The sequence below is a fragment of the Spirillospora sp. NPDC029432 genome, assembly GCF_040703975.1.
GTDB lineage: Bacteria > Actinomycetota > Actinomycetes > Streptosporangiales > Streptosporangiaceae > Spirillospora.
Window position 1 is genome coordinate 47,475 of the sequence record NZ_JBEZWH010000042.1, and the last position, 20,979, is coordinate 68,453.

At 73.2% G+C, this 20,979-nt stretch carries 18 protein-coding genes and 1 tRNA gene; 9 read left to right on the top strand and 10 right to left on the bottom strand.

Annotated features, from left to right (window positions below; translation table 11 throughout):
- Window positions 1-3: 3 nt before the first annotated feature.
- A complete protein-coding gene (locus AB0881_RS27760; RefSeq protein ID WP_366621413.1) occupies window positions 4-612 on the bottom strand; it encodes a helix-turn-helix transcriptional regulator in 609 nt (202 codons plus the stop codon).
- Window positions 613-697: 85 nt separating this feature from the next.
- On the opposite strand from AB0881_RS27760, the gene AB0881_RS27765 reads away from it, so the two are divergent.
- Window positions 698-1,825, top strand: a complete 1,128-nt coding sequence (locus AB0881_RS27765; RefSeq protein WP_366621415.1) for an LLM class flavin-dependent oxidoreductase — start codon at window positions 698-700, stop codon at window positions 1,823-1,825.
- A 46-nt stretch (window positions 1,826-1,871) separates the two neighbouring features.
- Here AB0881_RS27765 and AB0881_RS27770 read toward each other — a convergent pair whose 3' ends face one another.
- The 3 genes from AB0881_RS27770 to AB0881_RS27780 all read right to left on the bottom strand — a co-directional run bounded on the left by AB0881_RS27770 (window position 1,872) and on the right by AB0881_RS27780 (window position 6,926).
- A complete protein-coding gene (locus AB0881_RS27770) occupies window positions 1,872-4,328 on the bottom strand; it encodes an AAA family ATPase (protein ID WP_366621417.1) in 2,457 nt (818 codons plus the stop codon).
- Between the two features lie 56 nt (window positions 4,329-4,384).
- The gene (locus AB0881_RS27775) at window positions 4,385-5,995 is read right to left on the bottom strand and encodes a protein kinase (RefSeq protein WP_366621419.1); all 1,611 of its coding nucleotides are present in this window, start codon (window positions 5,993-5,995) and stop codon (window positions 4,385-4,387) included.
- A 115-nt stretch (window positions 5,996-6,110) separates the two neighbouring features.
- The gene (locus tag AB0881_RS27780) at window positions 6,111-6,926 is read right to left on the bottom strand and encodes an SAM-dependent methyltransferase (protein WP_366621447.1); all 816 of its coding nucleotides are present in this window, start codon (window positions 6,924-6,926) and stop codon (window positions 6,111-6,113) included.
- A gap of 251 nt (window positions 6,927-7,177) precedes the next feature.
- Here AB0881_RS27780 and AB0881_RS27785 point away from each other — a divergent pair, with 251 nt between their 5' ends.
- Entirely contained in the window at window positions 7,178-8,293 is a 1,116-nt protein-coding gene (locus tag AB0881_RS27785) for a cytochrome P450 (RefSeq protein WP_366621421.1), read from the top strand.
- 68 nt (window positions 8,294-8,361) lie between these two features.
- Here the strand turns inward: AB0881_RS27785 and AB0881_RS27790 are convergent, their stop codons facing one another.
- The gene (locus AB0881_RS27790; RefSeq protein ID WP_366621423.1) at window positions 8,362-9,123 is read right to left on the bottom strand and encodes an isocitrate lyase/phosphoenolpyruvate mutase family protein; all 762 of its coding nucleotides are present in this window, start codon (window positions 9,121-9,123) and stop codon (window positions 8,362-8,364) included.
- Window positions 9,124-9,243: 120 nt separating this feature from the next.
- Window positions 9,244-9,657 (bottom strand): YbjN domain-containing protein, encoded by a 414-nt coding sequence (locus AB0881_RS27795; RefSeq protein ID WP_366621425.1) that lies wholly within the window; start codon window positions 9,655-9,657, stop codon window positions 9,244-9,246.
- 224 nt (window positions 9,658-9,881) lie between these two features.
- Here AB0881_RS27795 and AB0881_RS27800 point away from each other — a divergent pair, with 224 nt between their 5' ends.
- The 3 genes from AB0881_RS27800 to AB0881_RS27810 all read left to right on the top strand — a co-directional run bounded on the left by AB0881_RS27800 (window position 9,882) and on the right by AB0881_RS27810 (window position 13,923).
- Window positions 9,882-10,916 carry an alpha/beta hydrolase-fold protein gene (locus tag AB0881_RS27800; protein WP_366621427.1) on the top strand — a complete coding sequence of 345 codons (1,035 nt, stop codon included), beginning with the start codon at window positions 9,882-9,884 and terminating at the stop codon, window positions 10,914-10,916.
- A 281-nt stretch (window positions 10,917-11,197) separates the two neighbouring features.
- The gene (locus AB0881_RS27805) at window positions 11,198-12,835 is read left to right on the top strand and encodes a M4 family metallopeptidase (RefSeq protein ID WP_366621429.1); all 1,638 of its coding nucleotides are present in this window, start codon (window positions 11,198-11,200) and stop codon (window positions 12,833-12,835) included.
- Between the two features lie 125 nt (window positions 12,836-12,960).
- Window positions 12,961-13,923 (top strand): M28 family metallopeptidase, encoded by a 963-nt coding sequence (locus AB0881_RS27810; protein ID WP_366621431.1) that lies wholly within the window; start codon window positions 12,961-12,963, stop codon window positions 13,921-13,923.
- Between the two features lie 143 nt (window positions 13,924-14,066).
- Here AB0881_RS27810 and AB0881_RS27815 read toward each other — a convergent pair whose 3' ends face one another.
- Window positions 14,067-15,092, bottom strand: coding sequence for an aspartate-semialdehyde dehydrogenase (locus AB0881_RS27815; RefSeq protein ID WP_366621433.1), 1,026 nt, complete (start codon window positions 15,090-15,092; stop codon window positions 14,067-14,069).
- Window positions 15,093-15,308: 216 nt separating this feature from the next.
- Between AB0881_RS27815 and AB0881_RS27820 the strand changes: the two genes are divergently transcribed.
- Window positions 15,309-15,653 (top strand): PspC domain-containing protein, encoded by a 345-nt coding sequence (locus AB0881_RS27820; RefSeq protein WP_366621435.1) that lies wholly within the window; start codon window positions 15,309-15,311, stop codon window positions 15,651-15,653.
- A 64-nt stretch (window positions 15,654-15,717) separates the two neighbouring features.
- On the opposite strand, the gene AB0881_RS27825 is transcribed toward AB0881_RS27820, so the two are convergent.
- Window positions 15,718-17,187 (bottom strand): MFS transporter, encoded by a 1,470-nt coding sequence (locus AB0881_RS27825; RefSeq protein ID WP_366621437.1) that lies wholly within the window; start codon window positions 17,185-17,187, stop codon window positions 15,718-15,720.
- A 106-nt stretch (window positions 17,188-17,293) separates the two neighbouring features.
- Window positions 17,294-17,635, bottom strand: coding sequence for a metallopeptidase family protein (locus AB0881_RS27830; RefSeq protein ID WP_366621439.1), 342 nt, complete (start codon window positions 17,633-17,635; stop codon window positions 17,294-17,296).
- 31 nt (window positions 17,636-17,666) lie between these two features.
- Between AB0881_RS27830 and AB0881_RS27835 the strand changes: the two genes are divergently transcribed.
- From AB0881_RS27835 to AB0881_RS27845, 3 genes are all read left to right on the top strand, one after another.
- On the top strand, window positions 17,667-19,295 hold the full coding sequence (locus tag AB0881_RS27835) for a metallophosphoesterase (protein ID WP_366621441.1): 1,629 nt from the start codon (window positions 17,667-17,669) through the stop codon (window positions 19,293-19,295).
- Window positions 19,296-19,367: 72 nt separating this feature from the next.
- A tRNA-Glu gene (locus AB0881_RS27840) sits at window positions 19,368-19,440 on the top strand.
- Between the two features lie 129 nt (window positions 19,441-19,569).
- Window positions 19,570-20,196, top strand: a complete 627-nt coding sequence (locus AB0881_RS27845; RefSeq protein WP_366621443.1) for a TetR/AcrR family transcriptional regulator — start codon at window positions 19,570-19,572, stop codon at window positions 20,194-20,196.
- 10 nt (window positions 20,197-20,206) lie between these two features.
- Here the strand turns inward: AB0881_RS27845 and AB0881_RS27850 are convergent, their stop codons facing one another.
- Window positions 20,207-20,719, bottom strand: a complete 513-nt coding sequence (locus AB0881_RS27850) for a hypothetical protein (RefSeq protein WP_366621445.1) — start codon at window positions 20,717-20,719, stop codon at window positions 20,207-20,209.
- Window positions 20,720-20,979: the final 260 nt, after the last annotated feature.

Sequence of the window (20,979 nt, forward strand, 5' to 3'; positions counted from 1 at the left end):
CCGCTATTTCTTGAGGCGCGCGTGCTCCCCGCCCTCGGGCTTGGGCGGGGGGCGCCGCGCCAGCTCCTCGAGGTCGTCCAGCATCTGCCGGGCGAGGTCGCGTTCGGCCTCGTAGTAGCGCTTGGACCAGCGCAGCACCAGCTCCGGGTACGCCCACTCGGCCACCTCGGCCGCGCCCTCGGCGTCCACCTCGGCGAGCCGGCTCATCCGGTCGGCGTACTCGCGGTGCTGCTCGATGACCTCGCGCAGCCGCTCGGGCTCCATGAGGTGGCCGAGCCAGGCCCGCAGCATCACGCCGTGCTTGAGGACGGGCGGCTCCACCGGGGCGTCCCGCGCCCACCGGCTCACCGCCGCGCGGCCCTCGTCGGTGATCGCGTACACCCGCTTGCCGCGGGTGCTCTCGGTCAGCTCGACGCGCGAGACCGCGTAGCCGGCCTTCTCCAGCCGCTTCAGCTCGCCGTAGATCTGGCTGTACGAGGGGCTCCAGTAGAAGAACTTCAGGCTCCAGTCGGCCCACTTCTTCAGGTCGTACCCGGACAGCTCCTGCCCGAAGGACAGCAGGCCGAGGACGGCCCAGCTGGTCGGCGGCAAGTTCGGCGGCTCCTGCGTCACACCCCGCAGGCTACCGAACGGGGATGTGGCGACCGTGCGATATATCTGTTAGGAATATTACTAACCGAAATACGAGGGAGCCCCCGTGCAGTTCTCGATGATCTTTGAGGCGCAGCTCACCAATCCGACCCCCGAGCGCGAGCGGCAGGTCCTCCTCGACAGCGTCGAGCAGGCCGTCCACGGCGAGCGGATGGGCTTCGACCGGATCTGGGCGGTCGAGCACCACGGCCTGGAGCGGTACGCCCACATGTCCGCGTCCGAGATCTTCCTGAGCTGGGTGGCCGCGCGGACCTCGACGATCCGGATCGGCCACGGCGTCGTCTGCATGCCGTTCAACTACAACCACCCCGTACGGGTCGCCGAGCGCGTCGGCATGCTCGACGCCCTGTCCGGCGGCCGGCTCGACGTCGGCGGCGGCCGCGGCTCCACCCGCATGGAGATGGGGATGTACGGCGTCGACCCGTCCGACACGTACCCGCAGCTGGAGGAGGGCCTGCGCTTCCTAGCCAACGCCTGGCGCGAGGAGCGGGTGGACTGGCACACCGACCTGCTCGACGTCGGCCCGGCCAAGATCCTGCCGAGGCCCGTCCAGACCCCGCACCCGCCGCTCTACATGGCGTGCTCCAAGCGCGACACCGTGACGATGGCCGCCGAGCTGGGCGTCGGCGCGCTGGTCATGGGCTTCGCCGGGCCCGAGGAGGTCCAGGAGATGTACGACCTCTACCACGCGACCGTCCGCACCCGGTCGGGCGAACGGCTCGTGTCCCCACAGACGAACGACAAGTTCGTGGCGCTCTGCCCCACCATCGTGCTCGACGACCCCGTCAAGGCACTCAAGATCGGCGCGCGCGGCCAGCGGTTCTTCGCCGAGTCGATCGCGCACTGGTACGGCCACGCGCCCGCCCCCAAGGAGGACACCGAGGACGACGACAACATCGCCGCCCTCGCCGAGGACAAGGAGGCCCTGGTCGCCAAGCTGAACGAGGCCGACATCCCGGCCCGCCCGCAGGACACCGGCGCGTTCAACGCCGAGCACGCCTACGGCACCGCCGACCAGGCCATCGAGTACGTGCGGCGGCTCGCCGGCATCGGCGTGGACGAGGTCATGTGCCTGATCCAGATGGGCACCGTCCCGCAGGAGGCGTGCATGGAGACCATCCGGCAGTGGGGCGAGAAGATCATCCCGCACTTCCGCGACGGCGCCGCGTCATGAACCCCGCGGTGCCCCTCGACGGCGAGGTCGCCGTCATCACCGCCGCCTAGGCCGGCCGCGGGTCCCCGATGACCTCGTCGAGGACCCCGGCCAGGCCGAGCCGCTCGCCGTCCCGGTACTCCCGCTCGTACGGGCCGTCCCCCAGCATCGCGCGCACCCGCCCGACGCTGCGGTCCCGGTAGTCCACCAGGTGCGCGAACCCCCAGAGCCGGGGCGCGCCCGCCGGCCGCCACGCGCCGTGCGCGGCACCGAGCAGCCGGGCCGCCGGCCGCGGATCGCCGCGCCGCGCCAGCACCCAGGCCAGCGTCTCGCTCACCGTCGCCATGCCGAGCCCGTCGCCGAACCGCCGCTTGAGCTCCAGGCTGCCGCGCAGCAGCGCGGTCACGTCGTCACCGCGGCCGGTCTCGGCGTACTCGATCGCGAGGACCCACAGCAGGTACGAGCGGTGCCAGACCTCGCCGTCCCGCTCGGCGATGGCCAGCGCCCGCCTGATGAGGTCCACGCTCTCCGCGTGGTCGCCGCGGATCGAGGCGGCGAGGCCGAGCTGCGCAAGGCACTGCTGCTCGGTCAGCAGCCCGGGGCGCGGCTCGCCCGCGCGCAGCGCCGCCCGCGAATGCCGCTCCGTCCGCTCGGTGTCCCCCGCGAACAGGGCCGACAGCCCGCGCAACTGGTGGACGGCCGCGCGGATGCCGGTCTCCGCGCTCGCGTCGTTCCCCGCGTTCGCGGCCCGTTCCAGCGCGGCCTCGCAGCGGTCGAGGAGCCGCCCGGTGCCGTCGCGGTCCCCGTTCAGCAAGAGGACGAACGCCGCGGTCCACAGCACGTACGCCCACGGCACCGCCAGCGCGGGATCGGCGGGCTCGCGCCCCGGCGCGGTCATCCGGCGCATCCAGTGGGCGCCCTCGCCGACGTTCCCGCAGGCCACCCAGTACAGCCAGAGCCCGAACGCCCCTTCGAGCGCCCCGACGGAGTACTCCTCGCCGGACAGCAGGTGCGCGAACGCCTGCCGGATGTCGGCGTGCTCCTCCTGGAGCCGCAGCAGCCACTCCAGCTGGCGCGGCGTCCCGTACTCGGCCTCCGCGCTGCGGGCCAGCCCGAGGTAGCGGTCGAGGTGGCGGCACCGCGCGTCCGCCTCCGCGCCGGACAGCGCCAGCCGCTCCCGCCCGTACATCCGGACGGTCTCCAGCATCAGCAGCCGCGTCCGCCCCCGCACCTCGACCCGCGTCAGCAGCGACTTGTCGACCAGCCCGGCGATCGCGTCGAACGCGTCCCGCGCGCCCGCGCCCGCGCACAGCGCCTCCGCGTCCGCCAGCGACACGCTCCCCGCGCAGACCGACAGGCGCTCCCACGCCAGCCGCTCCTCCTCGCCGCACAGCTCGTGGCTCCAGTCGAACACCGCCCGCAGCGTCTGGTGGCGCGGATGCGCCGTACGGTCCGCGCCCGCCTCCCCGAGCAGCACGAACCGCCGGTCCAGCCGGTCGGCCAGCTCGTCCACGGTCAGCAGCCGCAGCCGCGGCGCCGCCAGCTCCAGCGCCAGCGGCAGCCCCTCCAGCCTCCGGCAGACCCCGACGATCGCGTCCCGGTTCCCCGCCGTGACGCGGAAGCCCGGCACGGCCGCCACGGCGCGGTCCGCGAACAGCTCAACGGCCGCCGACTCCGGCGGCAGCGGCCCGAGCATCACCACCCGCTCGCCCGCCACGTTCAGCGGCTGCCGGCCGGTGGCCAGCACGTGCAGCTCCGGCACGGCGCGCAGCAGCGCCCCCACCAGCGCGACCACCGCCTCCAGCAGGTGCTCGCAGTTGTCGAGCACCAGGAGCGTCCTGCGCCCGCCGAGCGCCTCGGCCAGCGCGTCCAGCGGCGCCCGCCCGGCCTCCATCTGGACGCCGAGCGCGGCGGCGACGGTGCGATCGACCATCGCCGGCTCGGTCACCCCGGCCAGCTCCACCAGCCGTACCCCGTCGGGGAAGCACCCGGCGAGCGTCCCCGCCAGCCGCAGCGCGAGCCGCGTCTTGCCGACGCCCCCGACACCGGTCACCGTCACCAGCCGGTTCGCGCGCACCAGCGCCGCGCCCTCGGCCAGCTCCCGCTCCCGCCCCACGAACCTGGTCAGCGCCGCCGGCAGCCCGGCCGTCCCGCCGGCCGGCCCGGTCCCGGCGGCCGACAGCCCGCGCCACCGCGCCGCCCAGGCGTCCACGAGCGCCTCGGCGTCCCAGCCGCGCGACTCCTCGCCCGCCTGCCGCGGGTGGCCGCGCGCGAACGCGGCGCAGGCCCGCACGAACATCTCGGTGACGTCCCACGACGGCTGCACGCGCCCGGACGCCGCGTTCCGCAGCGACGTCTCGGAGTACGGCGAGCCCAGCCTGCCGGTCTCCTGCGCCAGCGTCCGGAAGCTCGGCCCGCCCGCCCGGCCGCGCAGGTCGCGCAACTCCTGGGCGAAGCGTCCGAGGGGGCTGTCCGGATCCGGTACGGGCGCCGGACGCCGCCCGGGACCCGGCACCCGACCCATGCATCCCCCGCCATGCCCGTACGCTGCGAACAGTGCGGTGATTGTAGCGGCCCCCGTCAGGGCCGCCACGCCAGCGCGGGACTGCCCGCGCCGGTGAACCGCGGCGGCCACGTCGGCGGCCGCGCCGCGTCCTCGGCGGCCGCGTCCGCCGCAGCGTTGTAGACCCCCGCGCCCGGCGGGACGAACCGGTAGGGCCCGCACGTCCCCTCATCCTCCGCGCCGTCCAGGGACATCCGGCACCGGTGCAGGCTCGCCGCGTACTTGGTGTTGCGGTCGTTGGCGATCCACACCCACACGGTGATCGGCCCGTCCGTCCCGCCCTCGTCCAGCGCCTTGACCCGCACGATCATCTCCAGCCCGCCGGCCGCCTTCCGCACGCACGGGTCGATGGCCGCCCTGGCCCGCTCGACCGGCGCGTACGTCCGGCAGTGCTTCCATGCGGGCGGCACGGGCCGCTCCTCGGCGGGCGCCTTCGACGGCTCGTCGCTCTCGGGCTCAGGAGGGGCCTTCGGGCTCTTCGAGGCGGACGGTGCCGCCTCCGGCGACGAGGCCGCAGGCGTGATCGAAGGCGCGGCCGGCGGTGTGCGCACCACCGCCGGCCGCGACTCCGGCCCCCGAGCGGAGGCCACCCCCCAGACTCCGGCCGGTACCAGGACCACGCCCAGCGCGGCGGCCGCCGCCGCACCGCGCCACCGCGCCCGGCCTCGCGCCGCCGGCGGCACCGTCTCCGCGGCGGCGGGCGCTTCGGTCCCCCTGGAATCAGGCGCCCCGGCGGCGGGCGGCCCCGCCGGCGCGGGCTCGGGAGCGGGCTCGGGCGGGGCGGCGGGCTTCAGGGAAGGCCACGGGGTCGTGGGCTGGTGCGGCTCCAGGGCGCGGAGGATCTCCGGGACGAGCGGGCGGGCCGACGGATCCTTCGACAGGCAGGCGGCCACCAGGTCGCGCAGGGTTTCCGGGACCGCGCTCAGGTCGGGCTCCTCGTTCAGCACGCGGTGGACGGCCGCCGCGGCGGACGCCGCGTCGAACGGGCCCCTGCCCGTCGCCGCGAACGCGAGGACGCAGCCGAGCGCGAAGACGTCGCTCGGCGGCTCCACCTCGCCGGCGCTGCGGGCCTGCTCGGGCGACATGTACGACGGCGTCCCCAGCAGCGCGCCCGCGGCCGTGACCGTGGAGGCGTCCTCCGCGTGCGCGATGCCGAAGTCGATGATCCGGGGGCCGTCGGCCGCGAGGATCACGTTGCCGGGCTTGAGGTCGCGGTGGACGAGGCCGCACGCGTGCACGGCCGCCAGCCCCTCGGCGAGGCCGGCGCCCAGCGCGGGCAGCAGGTCCGCGGCCAGCGGGCCGTGCTCCCGCACGGCCGCGCGCAGCGACGGGCCCGGCACGTACGCGGTGACCAGCCACGGCGGGTCCGCGTCGGCGTTCACATCGACGACCTGCGCGGTGTGGAAGCCGCCGACCCGGCGCGCCGCCTCGGCCTCGCGCGCGAACCGCGAGCGGAACCGCTCCTGCGCGGCCAGCGGCGCGTGGATGACCTTGACCGCCACCGGCCGCCCGCCCGGCGACCTGCCCAGGTAGACCTGCCCCATGCCGCCGCTGCCGAGCCGGCCGACCAGCCGGTACGGGCCGAGCCGCCGCGGATCGGACGGGCGCAGGGGGTCCGTTCCGGTCACGCCGCCACCACCGCTGTCCTCCGTTCGCCGAGTCCGTCCAGTCTCGGGCGGGCACGGGGGCGCGGCGGCGCGGCTCCGCCAAGGCGGCGGAATCACTGCGGAATTGCGGAAAGGGTCAGGGCACGCGGGCGACGCCGCAGAACATGGAGACGTCCTCGACCGGCGGGCGCCGCTCCGGCGGGAGGTCGGGGCGCCAGTCGACGACGGACGTGATCCCCGGCGGCAGGAGCTCCAGGCCCGTGAAGAAGCGGGCGAACTCGTCGCGGCCGCGCAGCCGGAACGGGACGCCGCTGCGGGCGTTGGCCGCCACGCTCTCCTCGTACTGCTCTGGCGTGAGATGGTCGCCGGTCGCGTTGGTGATCACGACGTGGCTGCCGGGCGGCAGGGCCTCCACCAGGCGCTCGACGATGCCGTACGGGTCCTCGTCGTCGCCGATGAAGTGCATCACCGCGACCAGCATCAGCGCCACCGGCCGCGCCATGTCCAGGGTGCGCCGCAGGACCGGGTCGGCGAGGATCTTCTCGGGCTCGCGCAGGTCCGCGCTGATGTAGGCGGTGCGGCCGGCCGGGCCGCCGGTCAGCAGGGCGCGGGCGTGCGCCAGCACGATCGGGTCGTTGTCGACGTAGACGACGCGCGACGACGGCTCGATCGTCTGCGCGATCTCGTGGACGGCCCCCGCGGACGGGAGCCCGGTGCCGATGTCGAGGAACTGCCGGATACCGGCCTCGCCGGCCAGCACGCGCACCGCCCGGCCGAGGAACGCGCGGTTCTCCCGGGCGGCGAGCCCGACCGTCGGGAACGCCGAGGCGACCACCTCCGCCGACTCTCGATCGACCGCGAAATTGTCCTTGCCGCCGAGCCAGTAGTTGTACCGGCGGGACGGATGCGCCTTCGTCGGATCGATCCCCGGAGGGACGAACTCAGCCTCCATGGTCACCTCGATTCCTGATCACCGGGCCATTGTGCCCGCCGGGCGCCGTCGCGCGCCATCGTTCATCAGGTGGCCGAAAGGTCGCTCAGCGTGAGGCAGCGCCATTGTTATCCCGAAAAGGGTGGCGGCCGGGCAGCAGAAAGATCAGGATCTTCCGGAAAGGGCCGACGACGCGGAAGGCGAGCATGGATCTCTTCTACAGCCCCTTTGATTTCGCGATTCAGGACGACCCCTACCCGGTGTATTCGCGAATGCGCGAGGAGTCGCCGGTCCACCGGAACGAGACCGACGACTTCTGGGCGCTGTCGCGGCATGCCGACGTGCTCGCCGCGCTGAAGGACTCGGCCCGCTTCTCCAGCGTCAACGGCCTGCGGATCGAGCCCGCGTTCTGGGGACCGGACGCGGAGCGGTTCTTCTCGTTCGTCGCGATGGATCCGCCCCGGCACACGCGGATGCGCGGGCTGGTGTCGCGCGCGTTCACGCAGAAGCGCGTCCAGGAGCTGCGGCCGCGCATCCGCGAGATCGCCCGCGCCTGCCTGCTGCCGCACCTGGAGGGCGGCGGGTTCGACCTGATGACCGACTTCGCCGCCCGCTTCCCCACCGACGTGATCTCCGAGCTGGTCGGCGTTCCCGAGGCCGACCGCGACAGGGTGCGCGAGCTGGGCATGGCCATCATGTACCGGGACGAGGCGGGCGGCGACCTGCCGCCGGAGGCGCTCCAGGCGATCGGCGCCCTGGTCGGCTACTACACGGAGCTGACGATCGAGCGCTCCAAGGAGCGCCGCGACGACCTGCTGTCCGGACTGCTGGACGCGGCCGAGGGCGAGGACCGGCTCACCCCGGAGGAGATCGTCGGGGTGCTGATCCTGCTGGTCGGCGCGGGCATCGAGACGACGATGCTGCTGCTCGGGAACGCCTGGCACGCCGCCTGGCTGCACCCGGAGGAACGGGCGAGGGCGCTCGGCGGCCGGGTGGAGGACTGGGTCGAGGAGACCCTCCGGTACGACCCGCCGACGCAGGCGCTGGCCCGTACGGCCACCGAGGACGTGGAGCTGCACGGCACCACGATCCCGGCGGGCGCGAAGGTCCTCCTCCTCACCGGCTCGGCCAACCGCGACCCGGAGGTGTTCACGGACCCGGACCGCTTCGACCTCGACCGCGACACCGGCGCGTCGCTGGCGTTCGGGAACGGCCGCCACCACTGCCTGGGCGCCAACCTCGGCCGGCTGGAGGCGCGGCTCGCGCTCCAGGAGCTCATCGGCGTGGTCGCCGACTACGAGATCGACATCGACCGGGCGGAGCGCGTGCACTCGTCCAACGACCGCGGCTTCGCCACGCTGCCCACCCGCGTCACGGCCCGCAGGTGACACCGCGCGGTGGCCCCGGCAGGCCGGGGTCACCGCGGCGGCGCCGAGGGCGGGGAACGGCCGGGGGATCAGCCCCCGTACGGGTCCTCGCCCGCCTTCAGGCGGCCGGCCATGGCCTTGAACGCGTCCAGGGCCAGCAGGTACGGCATCGGGCCGAACGAGATCCGGGCGACGCCCAGCTCCGCCAGCCGGGCCACGCTGCCGCCGGGCATGACGTTGCCGTTGACCGGGCCGGGGATCTCCTTGGCGAGGACCGCGATGTCGTCCTCGGTCGGGGCCATGATCGGGTAGATGCAGTCGGCGCCCGCGTCCAGGTACAGGCGGGCGCGCTCGATCGCCTCCGGGATCGGGTCCGGGCGGCCGGCGACGAAGGTGTCGACCCGGGCGTTGACGACCAGGTCGGTGCCCGCCTCCTCGGCGGCGGCGCGGACGGCGGCGATGCGCTCGGCCTGCGCGGACGCCGCGACGAGGCCGCCGCCCTTGTGGTCGGTGTCCTCCAGGTTGCAGCCGGCGGCGCCGATGGCGGCGAGCCGCTCCACCAGCTCGGCGGCGGGCAGGCCGTAGCCGGCCTCGGCGTCCACCGACACCGGGACGCCCACCGCGCGGATCACCCGGCCGGCGGCGGCGAACATCTCCTCGGCCGGGGCGCCCTCGTGGTCGTCGTAGCCGAGCATCGCCGCGATCGCGGCGCTGGCGGTGGCCATGGCCGGATGGCCGGCCTCGTCGAGGATCTTCGCGCTGGCGGCGTCCCACACGTTCGGCAGGATCAGCGGCTCGCCGGGGCGGTGCAGCTCGCGGAGCCGGGCGGCCTTGGCATTGTGGTCGGTCACGTCTCTCCCCAAGGATGGGACTGCGCTGTCAGAACTAGGACTGGACGGCGACCCGATGTGTGACACGGGCGCGGCGGGACGGCCGCTCGCCCCGCCGCGCCGCGCGACGACCAGGGAGTCCTACTCCTCGAACGTCTTCTTCCCGCCGAACTTCGCCTGCAGCTCGTCGTCGTACTTGTCGGCCGCGCCGCTGATCAGGGCGCAGGCCCGCTCCAGCTCCTCCGCCTGGAGGGTGTCGGCGAGCATGTCGGTGCTGAAGATCACCCGGCCGCCGCGGTAGTACGCCTGGATGCCGTAGATGCCGGCGTTGATCTCGTTCAGCGCCTTCAGCAGCTCGAAGGTCTCCTCGACACCGCTCAGCACCGACGACACGACCTCGACGCGGTACGGCTCGGTGCGGCCGACGCGCACGTAGTAGAGGGCGCTGCCGCGCCGGATCGGGACGTCGCCCTGCTCGTCGAAGACCACCTCGTCGGTCTCCAGGTAGGTCGCGAGGATCTTCTCGACGTGGGCGACGGTGTGCTCTCGGCTCATGGCATGCCTTTCCCCGTGTGAGTTTCGTCGGATGGGCGGAGGCTAGCAGATCCCCACCAATCCTGACTTGCGGACTTGTCGGACCGGCCAGGGGAATGGCGTGCCGAGTGGCAATGGCCGCCCCGCGTTAATCACCGGGACAATTTCAGCGGAAGTCACCGATGACCGGGAAGTGAGCGCGTCGGCTAGCGTCGGGGTGTCGGTCACCGAGGAAGGAGCGCCCCATGCTGCCCTGGTCCGCCGAGCTCGCCGGCCGCCTGGACGAGCACACCGTCACGAGCGAGGTCCTGCGCGGCAACCCGCTGGGCGATCCGCACGAGCGCCCGCTGTGGGTGTACGTGCCGCCCGGCTACGACGCCGACCCGGCCCGCCGCTACCCCGCCGTGTACGTGATCATGGGCTTCACCGGGCACGTCGCGATGTGGCGCAACCGGACGCCGTTCCGCCGGCCGTTCCCCGAGACGGCCGACGAGGTGTTCGCGCGCGGTGATGCGCCCCCGGCGATCGTCGTGTACGTGGACACGTGGACGGCGTACGGCGGCAGCCAGTACCTCGACTCAGCGGGCACCGGGAACTACCACACGTACCTCTGCGACGAGATCGTCCCGTGGGTGGACGCGCGCTACCGGACGATCCCGGAGCCCGCCCACCGCGCGATCACCGGCAAATCGTCCGGCGGCTACGGCGCGATGATCACGCCGATGCTGCGGCCGGATCTGTTCGGCGCGCTGGCCACCCATGCGGGCGACGCCCTTTTCGAATATTGCTACCTGCCGGATTTCCCGCAGGCGGTGCGCCATTTGCGCGCGTATGACGGCGACATCATGGCCTGGTGGGACGATTTCCACACCCGGGTGCCGATGAGCAAGCCCGAGGACCCCAAACTGCTGGAGATCATCGGTTATACCGCCGCCTATTCGGCCCGTCCCGACGGGACGCCGGAACTGCCGTTCGACCCGGTGGACGGGGTGCTGCGGCCCGGCGTGTGGCAGCGCTGGCTGGATCTCGACCCCGTGCGGATGGTCCCGCGGTACGCCGACGCGCTGCGCTCCCAGAAGGCGATCTGGATCGACGGCGGCACCCGCGACGAGTGGTACCTGGACATCGGCGCGCAGGCGTTCCGGCGGGCGCTGATCGACAACGGGGTCGAGGAGAAGGCGATCCGCTTCGAGCTCTTCGACGCCCCGCACGGCGGCATCGACTACCGCTACCCGCTGTCGCTCGCCTGGCTCTGCGAGCGCATCGCCCCCGCCTCGTAGGGCTTCCGGCCCGGCACCGGTCCCGGCTCCCCGCCGGGACCGGTGTCCGCGCTGCCCAGGGGCCGTTTTCAGAACTTTCACAGGGCCGCCGACGAAAATTGAAAATCCAGTATGAAGTGGATTCATTGACACATCCCGACCATCGGGGTGCACTTCTGGGCAACTCATCCGGATGAGCCGATCGGTCCGGTTCACCCCGCCGGTCGGTGGCCCCCCGCGAAGCCGCTCTCACAAGGACCTTCCGGGACGGCGCCCGCCCGGCTCCTGGAAGGAGCACCCCCGTGAGACACCAGACCGCGCTCGCGGTCGCGGCGATCACCGCCGCCGGCCTCGCCGTGTCGATGTCCGCTCCCGCCTCAGCCCGCACCGTGTCCCCGTCGTCCTCGTCGCCCCTGTCGCCCCCGCCGTCCCCCGCCGCCGCGGCCGACCGCCTGGTGGCGCAGCGCCCGGCCGCGCTCCACGCCGCCCCCGAGGACGAGATCGTCCGCCGCGGCGTCACCGCCGGCGCCGGCGGCCTCCGGTACGTCGCGTACGACCGCGTCCACGCCGGCCTCCCCGTCCGCGGCGGCGACTTCGTCGTCACCACCGACTCCGTCGGGAACGTCCTGTCCACCACGGTCGGCCAGAGCGCCCCCATCTCCGTCCCGACCGCGCCCGAGCTGTCCGCGGGCAAGGCGGCCTCCATCTCCCGCTCCCGCCTTGCCCGCGCGACCCGAACCTCCGCGCCCGTCCTCACCGTCCTCGCCGAGGGCAGCGGCCGCCTCGTGTACGAGACCGTCGTCGAGGGGACGGCCGGCGACCGACCCAGCCGCCTCCACGTCCTCGTGGACGCGAAGAACGGCAAGGTCGTCCAGCAGTGGGACGAGGTCCGGGAGGTGGACGACGACCAGAGCTACTACCACGGCGGCCGCCAGAACCCCACGCACATCGCCACCACCGCGTCCGGCGGCACGTTCAGCATGCGCGACCCCGGCCGCCCCGGCATCAGCTGCGCGAACCAGAGCGGCACCGTCTTCTCCGGCACGGACGACGTCTGGGGCAACGCCGGCGGCACCCACCTGGAGACCGCCTGCGTGGACGCGATGCGCGCCGCCCAGGCGCAGTTCGACATGGCCGGGACATGGCTGGAGCGCAACGGCCTCACCGGCACCGGCCGCGGCTGGCCCATGCGCGTCGGGCTGAACCAGGCCAACGCGTACTGGAACGGCAGCTACGCCAACTTCGGCCGCAACAGCGCCCGCACCCGCCAGGCCGTCCCCACCGACGTCGTCGCGCACGAGCTCGGCCACGGCGTCTTCCAGGTCACCCCGGGCGGCTCCGGCGGCGGCAACGAGAAGGGCGGCCTGAACGAGTCGACCGGCGACATCTTCGGCGCCCTCACCGAGTGGTACCTGAACGAGCGCCGCGTGAGCGAGCAGCTGTCCGGCACGACGGCCCTGGTCAACTACGACCCGCCGGACTACCTCGTCGGCGAGGAGGTCGACCTGGTCGGCAGCGGCCCGATCCGCAACATGTACAACCCGTCCGCGGTCGGCGGCCACCCGAACTGCTACAGCTCGTCCGTGCCGGGCATGGAGGTGCACCGCGCCGCCGGCGTCCAGAACCACTGGTTCTACCTGCTGGCCGAGGGCTCGGCCGCGAACGACCCGTCCAACGGGCGGCCCAACAGCCCCACCTGCAACGGCTCGGCCGTGACGGGCGTCGGCGTCCAGAAGGCCGGCCGGATCTTCATGGAGACGCTCAACCTCAAGACCACCACCTGGACGCACACGACCGCGCGCCGCGCGTCCCTCCAGGCGGTGCTCAACCTGGTGCGGGTCGGCAAGGCCACCTGCACCGACTTCACCCGGACCCGGGCCGCTTGGACCGCTGTCAGCGTCCCGGCCGCGAGCGGTGAGCCCACCACCTGCACGGGCTGACCGCTCGGGCGGCCGTACCGGGCGCCACCTCCTTGGCCCGCCCCGTACGGCCGTCCCTTCCGATACGGCGGGGCCGCGGACCCCAGACCGCGGCCCCGCGTCCCCCCGCCCACCGAAGGAGACCCATGAAGACGCGACTCACCGGGTTCGCCGCCGCCCTCGCCCTGGCCGCCGCCGCGCTCACCGCGCCCGGCCCGGCCGCGGCGGCCGCGGCGGCGCCGGACATCCCGCTCGCCAACGTCAAGGCCCACCTGAGCCAGTTCCAGTCGATCGCGAACGCCAACGGCGGCAACCGGGCGCACGGCCGTCCCGGGTACCGCGCCTCGCTCGACTACGTGAAGGCCCGGCTGGACGCCGCCGGGTACCAGACCAGCATCCGCTCGTTCAGCTACGGCGGCGCCACCGGTTACAACCTGATCGCCGACTGGCCGGGCGGCGACCCGAACCAGGTCCTGATGACCGGCGCCCACCTCGACAGCGTCCGGTCCGGCGCCGGGATCAACGACAACGGCTCCGGCTCCGCCGCCATCCTGGAGGCGGCCCTCGCCGTCGCCCGCAGCGGCTACCAGCCCACCAAGCACCTGCGCTTCGCCTGGTGGGGCGCCGAGGAGCTGGGCCTGATCGGCTCCAGCCGGTACGTGAGCGCCCTGACCTCGGCCGAGCGCTCGCGGATCAAGGGCTACCTCAACTACGACATGGTCGGCTCGCCCAACGCCGGATACTTCGTCTACGACGGCGACAACTCGGACGGCGTCGGCGCGGGCCCCGGCCCGGCGGGCTCCGCGCAGATCGAGCAGACGATCAACGGCTACTTCGCCGGGATCGGCGTCCCCACCCGCGGCACCGACTTCGACGGGCGCTCGGACTACGGGCCGTTCATCCGGGTCGGGATCCCGGCCGGCGGCACGTTCACCGGCGCCGAGGGCCGCAAGACCACCGCCCAGGCGCAGCTGTGGGGCGGGACGGCCGGGGTGGCGTTCGACCGCTGCTACCACGCGTCCTGCGACACCACGTCCAACATCAACGACACCGCGCTGGACCGGAACTCGGACGCGATCGCGCACGCCGTCTGGGCGCTCTCATCCTGACCGCGGCCGGCCCGTCCCGCTGGTCTCGGGCTTCCGCGCCCACCCGCGGCGCCGCCGCCGTCCCCGAGAATCCGGGTCGCCCGCTCCAGATGGCCCCCGCGCCGGGCCGTCTGGAGCGGGTCCGGGTCGTCCCTGGGCCCGGCTCAGGCCTTCTCGGCGGCGACGAGCTCGGCGATCTGGACGGCGTTGAGCGCCGCGCCCTTGCGCAGGTTGTCGCCGGAGCAGAACAGCGCGAGCCCGTTCTCGACGGTCTCGTCGCGGCGGATGCGGCCCACGTACGTCGGGTCCTGGCCGGCCGCCTGGAGCGGGGTCGGGACGTCCGACAGCGCCACCCCGGCCGCGCCGGTGAGCAGCTCGGCCGCGCGCTCGGGGCCGATCGGCCGCTCGAACCGCGCGTTGATCTGCAGCGAGTGCCCGGTGAACACCGGCACCCGCACGCAGGTCCCGCTGACCTTGAGGTCGGGGATCTCCAGGATCTTGCGGCTCTCGTGCCGGAGCTTCTGCTCCTCGTCGGTCTCGGCCAGCCCGTCCTCGACGATCTTGCCGGCCATCGGGAGCACGTTGAACGCGATCGGCCGCACGTACACCTGCGGGTCGGGGAACTCCACCGCCCTGCCGTCGTGGGTCAGCCGGTCGGCGCCCTCCACGACCTTGGCGGCCTGCTCGTGCAGCTCGGCCACCCCCGCGAGCCCGCTGCCGGACACCGCCTGGTACGTCGACACGACCAGCGCGGTCAGCCCCGCCTCGGCGTGCAGCGGCCGCAGCACCGGCATCGCGGCCATCGTGGTGCAGTTGGGGTTGGCGATGATCCCCTTCGGCCGCTGGAGCGCGGCGTGCGGGTTGACCTCGGACACCACCAGCGGCACGTCCGGGTCCCGCCGCCACGCGGACGAGTTGTCGATCACGACGGCGCCGGCGGCCGCGACCCTGGGCGCCAGCTCCTTCGAGCTGGCGCCGCCGGCGGAGAACAGCACGATGTCCAGGCCGCTGTAGTCGGCGGTGGCGGCGTCCTCCACCGTCACCTCGGTGTCCTGCCACGCCAGCTTCCGCCCGGCCGAACGCGCCGAGGCGAACAGCCGCAGCTCGTCCAGCGGGAATCCGCGTTCGGCCAGGATCCTGAGCATCACGCTCCCGACCTGCCCGGTGGCGCCGACGATCCCGATCTTCATGCCGCTCCCTCTGTCGCGTACGCGTGGTCCGTCCTAGCAGGCCGTCGCTGACCTGGCGGAACGAGTCTGCCCAGGCCGACGGTCCAACGTCCAATCAAAAACCCTTCCATACAACCTTAAGCAACGCTTCAGCCTTCCCCGTCAGGGGCGCTCTCAGGGGTGAATCAGGGCGAATCCCGATGTCGCAGGCGGCGGCAGAGGGGGCAGGATCAAGGCATGGACATCGAGAAGAGCACTCAGAAGAAGCTGCGCCGCACCCAGGACGGCCGCATGGTCGCCGGGGTCTGCTCGGGCGCCGCGCGCTACCTCGGCGTGGACGCCAACATCATCAGGCTCGGGCTCGCCGTCTTCACGATCTTCGGCGGTGCCGGGGTCGCGGCGTACGCGATCGCGTGGGTGCTGATCCCCGAGGAGGGGCGCCCCACCTCGATCGCCGAGGACCTGTTCAAGAAGGCCAACGAGAACCCGAAGGTCCAGGAGACCATCCAGAAGACCAAGGACTCCCTCAACAAGGACTCCTCCAAGAAGGACGCCGGCGCCCGGGACCACACGCACATCTGAGCCGTGGACGCCCGCCACGCGCCCGCAGGCCCTTTCCAGGCCGGGCGGATCGCCCTCGCCCGGCTCAGGGGGCGGGAGCGGAGCTGCGCTCCCCGTGCTGGGGCCCGTGCTGGGGCCCGTGCCGGGGAGGCCGGGGCCGCTCCTCACCGTTGACCGATGGCGACCGGCCGTTCCCGCCGGCCGGCCAGGGCGGCTCGACCGCGGCGCCGTTCAGCTGCTCGGACCCGACCACCGGCACCGGGCCGGTGTCGCCGAGCTCCTCGGCCCGCGCCGAACGCGCGTACATCGAGGCGATCACCTGCCCCCGCGCACGGTTCCACGAGAGCGTGAGGATCGCGGCCAGCGACAGGCCCAGCGCCCCGGCGAACGCGACCACCGTCTCCGGGCCGAGCACCTGCGCGGCGGCGCCCGCCACCAGGATCCCCAGGCCCTGGCCCGCGAGGATGCCCGACTGCGCCAGCCCGAACGCCTGGCCCCGCCCGGACGCCGGCACCGCCGCCACGAACGCGGCGTTGGCCGCCAGCTGGTAGGCGCTGCCCGCGCCCGAGATCGCCCACAGCACCACGACCACCCACAGCGGCGGATGCAGGGCGGCCCCCAGCAGCGGGGCGCAGGCCAGCATCGACATCCAGCCCATCGAGCGGATCCGGTTGCTGGGGCGCACGCACCGGCTGTACAGGAACGCGCCGACGACCATCCCCGTCGGCATCGCCGACATCAGCAGCCCGACCGTCACCGCGTCCCCGTCGAACGTCGCCGCGTACGGGGCGGCCAGGCCCTCCGGGATCACGTAGAAGCCGCACAGCCAGGCGAACGCCACCAGCGCCCGCAGCGTCGGGTCGCCGAACACCAGCCGCCCGCCGTCCCAGGTGCCCTTCCACAGCCCGAGCGACTCGCGCTCGCGCCGCTTGGGCGCCGGCCTGCGGCGCAGCCCCGCCATCAGGATCAGGGCCGAGACGGCGAACGTCGCGGAGTTCATCGCCAGCGCCTCGCCGGTGCCGACCATCGCCACGATCGCCCCGCCGGCCAGGAACCCGAGCATCTGCGCGGCCTGGTGGGTGATGTTGTTGATCGCCGAGCCGGCGACGTACCGGTCGCCGGTCAGCACATCGGGCATCACCGCCGCACGGGCCGCGCTGAACGGCGCCCCCAGCAGCACCGTCACGAAGACGAGCGCGCACAGCAGCCAGAACGGCATGCCCTGCACGGCCATGAGCGCCACCAGCCCGGCCCGCAGGACGTCGGTCACCACCATCACGCGGCGGCGCGGGAACAGGTCGGCCAGCCCGGACAGCACCGGCCCGCCGACGATCGGCGGGATGTAGGTCAGCGCGTACGTGAGCGCGGTCAGCAGCGGGGAGTTGGTCCGCTCGTACACCAGGACGGCCAGCGCCACCTGGGCCAGCTGGTCGCCGATGAACGACAGCGCCTGCGCCAGCCAGAGCGCGCGGAACTCCCCTACCGCGAAGACCTCGCGGTAGGTGGCCTGCGACTCAGGTGGGCGGCGGTGCCTCCCGGTCTGCCTCTCAGCCACGTGCGCTCCAGTTCGGTCCGCACGGTCACGGACTCCCCTATTAACTCACGCTGCGTGGCAGTTGTGTAACCTACAGTGCCCGATTGGTGAAACTCTCTGTGGCGGCTCAGTAACCCAGCTCGTGCAGGCGCCGGTCGTCGATGCCGAAGTGGTGGGCGATCTCGTGGACGACGGTGATCCGCACCTCTTCCACCACGTCGTCCCGGGTCTCACAGATGTCAAGGATCTCGTTGCGGTAGATCGCGATGTGATCGGGAAGTACGGCGCCGTACCAGTCGCCCCGTTCTGTCAGGGGTACGCCCTGATAGAGACCGAGCAGGCCGGGCTCGGGCGCGTCGTCCTCGACGACGATGACGACGTTGCGCATGTGCGCGGTCAGTTCGGGCGGGACGGTGTCGAGGGCCTCACCGACGAGGTCCTCGAACGCCTCCCGTGACATCTCGATCACGTCATCATTGTGCTTGACGGAAGGAGAGACCGTGCCCCTCGCGCACATCCGGACCGTCCTCGCCAGGGTCCGGCTGCGCCTCCCCGCGAGCCGCCCGCCACTGAAGCACCTCGCCCGGCTGCGCCGGCCCGGCCCCCGTACCCGCCGCTGGGGCGGCGCCCTGGCGGTGGTCGCCGCCGGCCTGGCCGGCGGCCTCGCGGGCCTCCTCCTCGGCGGGCGGATCGAGACGCCCGTCGGCCCCACCGACGTCTCCCTGCTGCTGCGCCCCCACTGGGGCGGCGGCACGACGGTCCAGATCCCTCCCCTCGGAGCGCTCCACCTCGACACGCACTGGGGCCCCCTCGCCCTGGAGGCCCGCGTCACCGAGCTGCGCCCCGAGCCCGCCCGCGAGCTCATCGAGTCGCAGACCGCGCTCGGCAAGATCACCGACCAGATCGCCGGCGAGCTCCGGCACGGCGTGATCGTGATGCTGCTCCGCGCCGTCGCGCTCGGCCTCACGCTCTCGTTCCTGGCCGGCCTGCTGATCTTCCGTTCCTGGCGCAAGGCCCTCGCCGGCCTGGGCGCCAGCGTCGCCGGGATGCTCGTCCTCGTCCTGCTCACCTGGTCGACGTTCAACCCGCAGGCCATCGCCGAGCCCCGCTACACCGGCATCCTGTCCAACGCCCCGCAGCTCGTCGGCGACGCCCGCAGCATCGTCGAGCGCTTCTCCGCGTACCGCGCCCAGCTCGCCCGCCTCGTCGGCAACGTCTCCGAGCTGTACGCCGCCACCTCGACGCTCCCGGCGTACGAGCCCGACCCGTCCACGATCCGCGTCCTGCACGTCTCCGACATCCACCTCAACCCGGCCGCGTGGTCCGTGATGCGCTCCGTCTCCCAGCAGTTCCAGGTGAACTTCATCGTCGACAGCGGCGACCTCACCGACCACGGCAGCGAGCCGGAGGAGAAGTTCGCCGACGACATCGAGTCGCTGAAGGTCCCGTACGTCTTCGTCCGCGGCAACCACGACTCCAAGGGCATCGCGGAGGCCGTCGACGACCAGAAGAACGCCATCGTCCTGGAGGACAGGTCCCAGGAGGTCGAGGGCCTGCGCATCTACGGCGTCGGCGACCCCCGCTTCACCCCCGACAAGACCACCCGCGACGACCACATGGGCGTCGAGCAGCTCCGCACCCTCGGCTCCCAGCAGGCCCAGAAGCTCCGCAACTCGGGCACTACCCCCGACATGGTCGTCGCCCACGACCCGTACCAGGGCGAGGGCTTCTCCGGCGCGACCCAGATCGTCCTGTCCGGCCACGGCCACAAGCGCTCCACGCGCCTCATGCCGACCGGCACCCGCCTGTTCGTCCAGGGCTCCACCGGCGGCGCCGGCCTGCGCGGCCTCGAACACGAGCAGCCCACCCCGATCGAGCTGTCCGTCCTCTACTTCAGCCGCGCCAACCACCGCCTCCAGGGCTGGGACGACATCCGCCTCGGCGGCCTGGGCCTCACCTCGGCCCAGATCGAACGCCACCTGGAGCCGAACCCCGACCGCACCATCGGCCCGCCCGCCACCCAGCCCCCCACGCACAGCCCCACGTTCCCGTCGCTGCCCCCGTCCCAGTGGCCCACCCAGTCCCCCACGACCAGCCCATCTCCCACACGCCCCCCGGAACGGGGCTAAACCGTTTGTGCGTCCGGCCTGGTTGTCCCCTATGCTGGACCGGTCGAGTGGCAGCCATCCCTGCCACCAAGGGCCCCCTTCGTCTAGCGGCCTAGGACGCCGCCCTTTCAAGGCGGTAGCGCCGGTTCGAATCCGGTAGGGGGTACTTGCGGAACCGGCTCGACCGGATTCTCCGGCCGTACCACGCTGCCACCCCCTGCTTCACGCGCCTGGTCGGGTACGCGCTGCCGGGGTGGTTGCTGCGGGCGGGGCGGCGGCGAGACAATCAGGCGCTATGCCCGCCTCACCGACCTCGTCCAGGACGGACCTGCGCGAGGCGCTCCTCCGCGCCGCCGAGCAGGCGATCGACGAGCACGGTATCGGCCCGGTCGGCATGCGGGCGATCGCCCGGCGGGTCGGCGTCTCGCACCAGGCGCCCGGACATCACTTCGGCGACCGGCGCGGGCTGTTCACGGCGCTGGCCGCGAAGGGCTTCCGCACGCTGGCGAAGCGGATGCGCTCGGCGCGCCGGCGGATTCCCGACGACGCGACGCCCGCCGAGCGCGTCGCCACGCTCGGCATCGGCTACATGGTCTTCGCCAAGCAGCACCCCGCGCTGTTCGTGGTGATGTACCGGCCCGAGCTGCTCAACCCCGACGACGCGGATCTCGCCGAGGCGCGCGCGAGCGCGTTCGGGATCCTCCTCGGCGAGATCAACGACGCTCGTGCGACGGGCTGGGGCAGGGACCACTCGCCGACCGCGCTGGCGCTGACGTGCTGGTCGACCGTCCACGGTGCCGTGATGCTCTGGCGCGACGGCACCCTGGACACCTTCTTTCCCGGCCTCGGCGGGGTCGAGGCCGCGGCCCGGCTGGTGACCGAGACGCTCAACAACGCTCTCGCCGCCGAGGCCGCCGACTGAGCCGGGCGGATCACCGGCCGAAGGCGGCGCCCGGGAAGGTGACCCGCAGGGTCGACCTCGAATCCGGCGCGCACGGTGCCCTCAGGGTCTCTCTCAAGGTCACGGTGCCCGCCGCCGACAGCGTGTCGGAGCCGTTGGGGACCGACCCGTTCACCGGGCCCCGGTAACGGCACTCCCCGCCGAGGGCGTTGGTGATGACGATCGGGACCGTGCCGGTGACCGCGCCCCTCTCGATCCGGAAGTGGATCGGCGCGTCGTACCTCGCCGACGTGATGACGCCGGCGCAGGAGGCGTCGAACCCGCTTACCCGCACCTTCGCCCCGTGCCCCGTACGGTGCGCCGTCGCCGTCAGGTTCGCCAGAGCGCAGGTGGACGGCCCGACGCTGGAGTCCCCGGTGAAGCCGCCGCTGCCCTCGGACGTGCTGTAGTGACGGGGCGGCGAGGCCGACGCGGCGGTCGCGGGTAGCGCCAAGGCCGCCAGCGCGGCCACGGCCGGGATGGCGCCCTGCTTGAGAATCTTCATCGAGAACCTTTCGCGGCGCGTCCGATGTGGGCGGTTTCCCTTGACAGCATCAAGCATCGCTTGACGGTGTCAAGTGATGTCGGCTACGAATCTATGCCGTGGAGCCGGACTACGGCCATCGGCCGCGAGGGGACGGGCAGCCATGACTTTCGCTACGGCCGGCGGCGGCCACCTGGCGTCCGCCCTCACCCTCCGTTCGGGCCGGGTCCTGCCCAACCGGCTGATGAAGGCGGCGCTGAGCGAGGGCCTCGCCGAGCCCG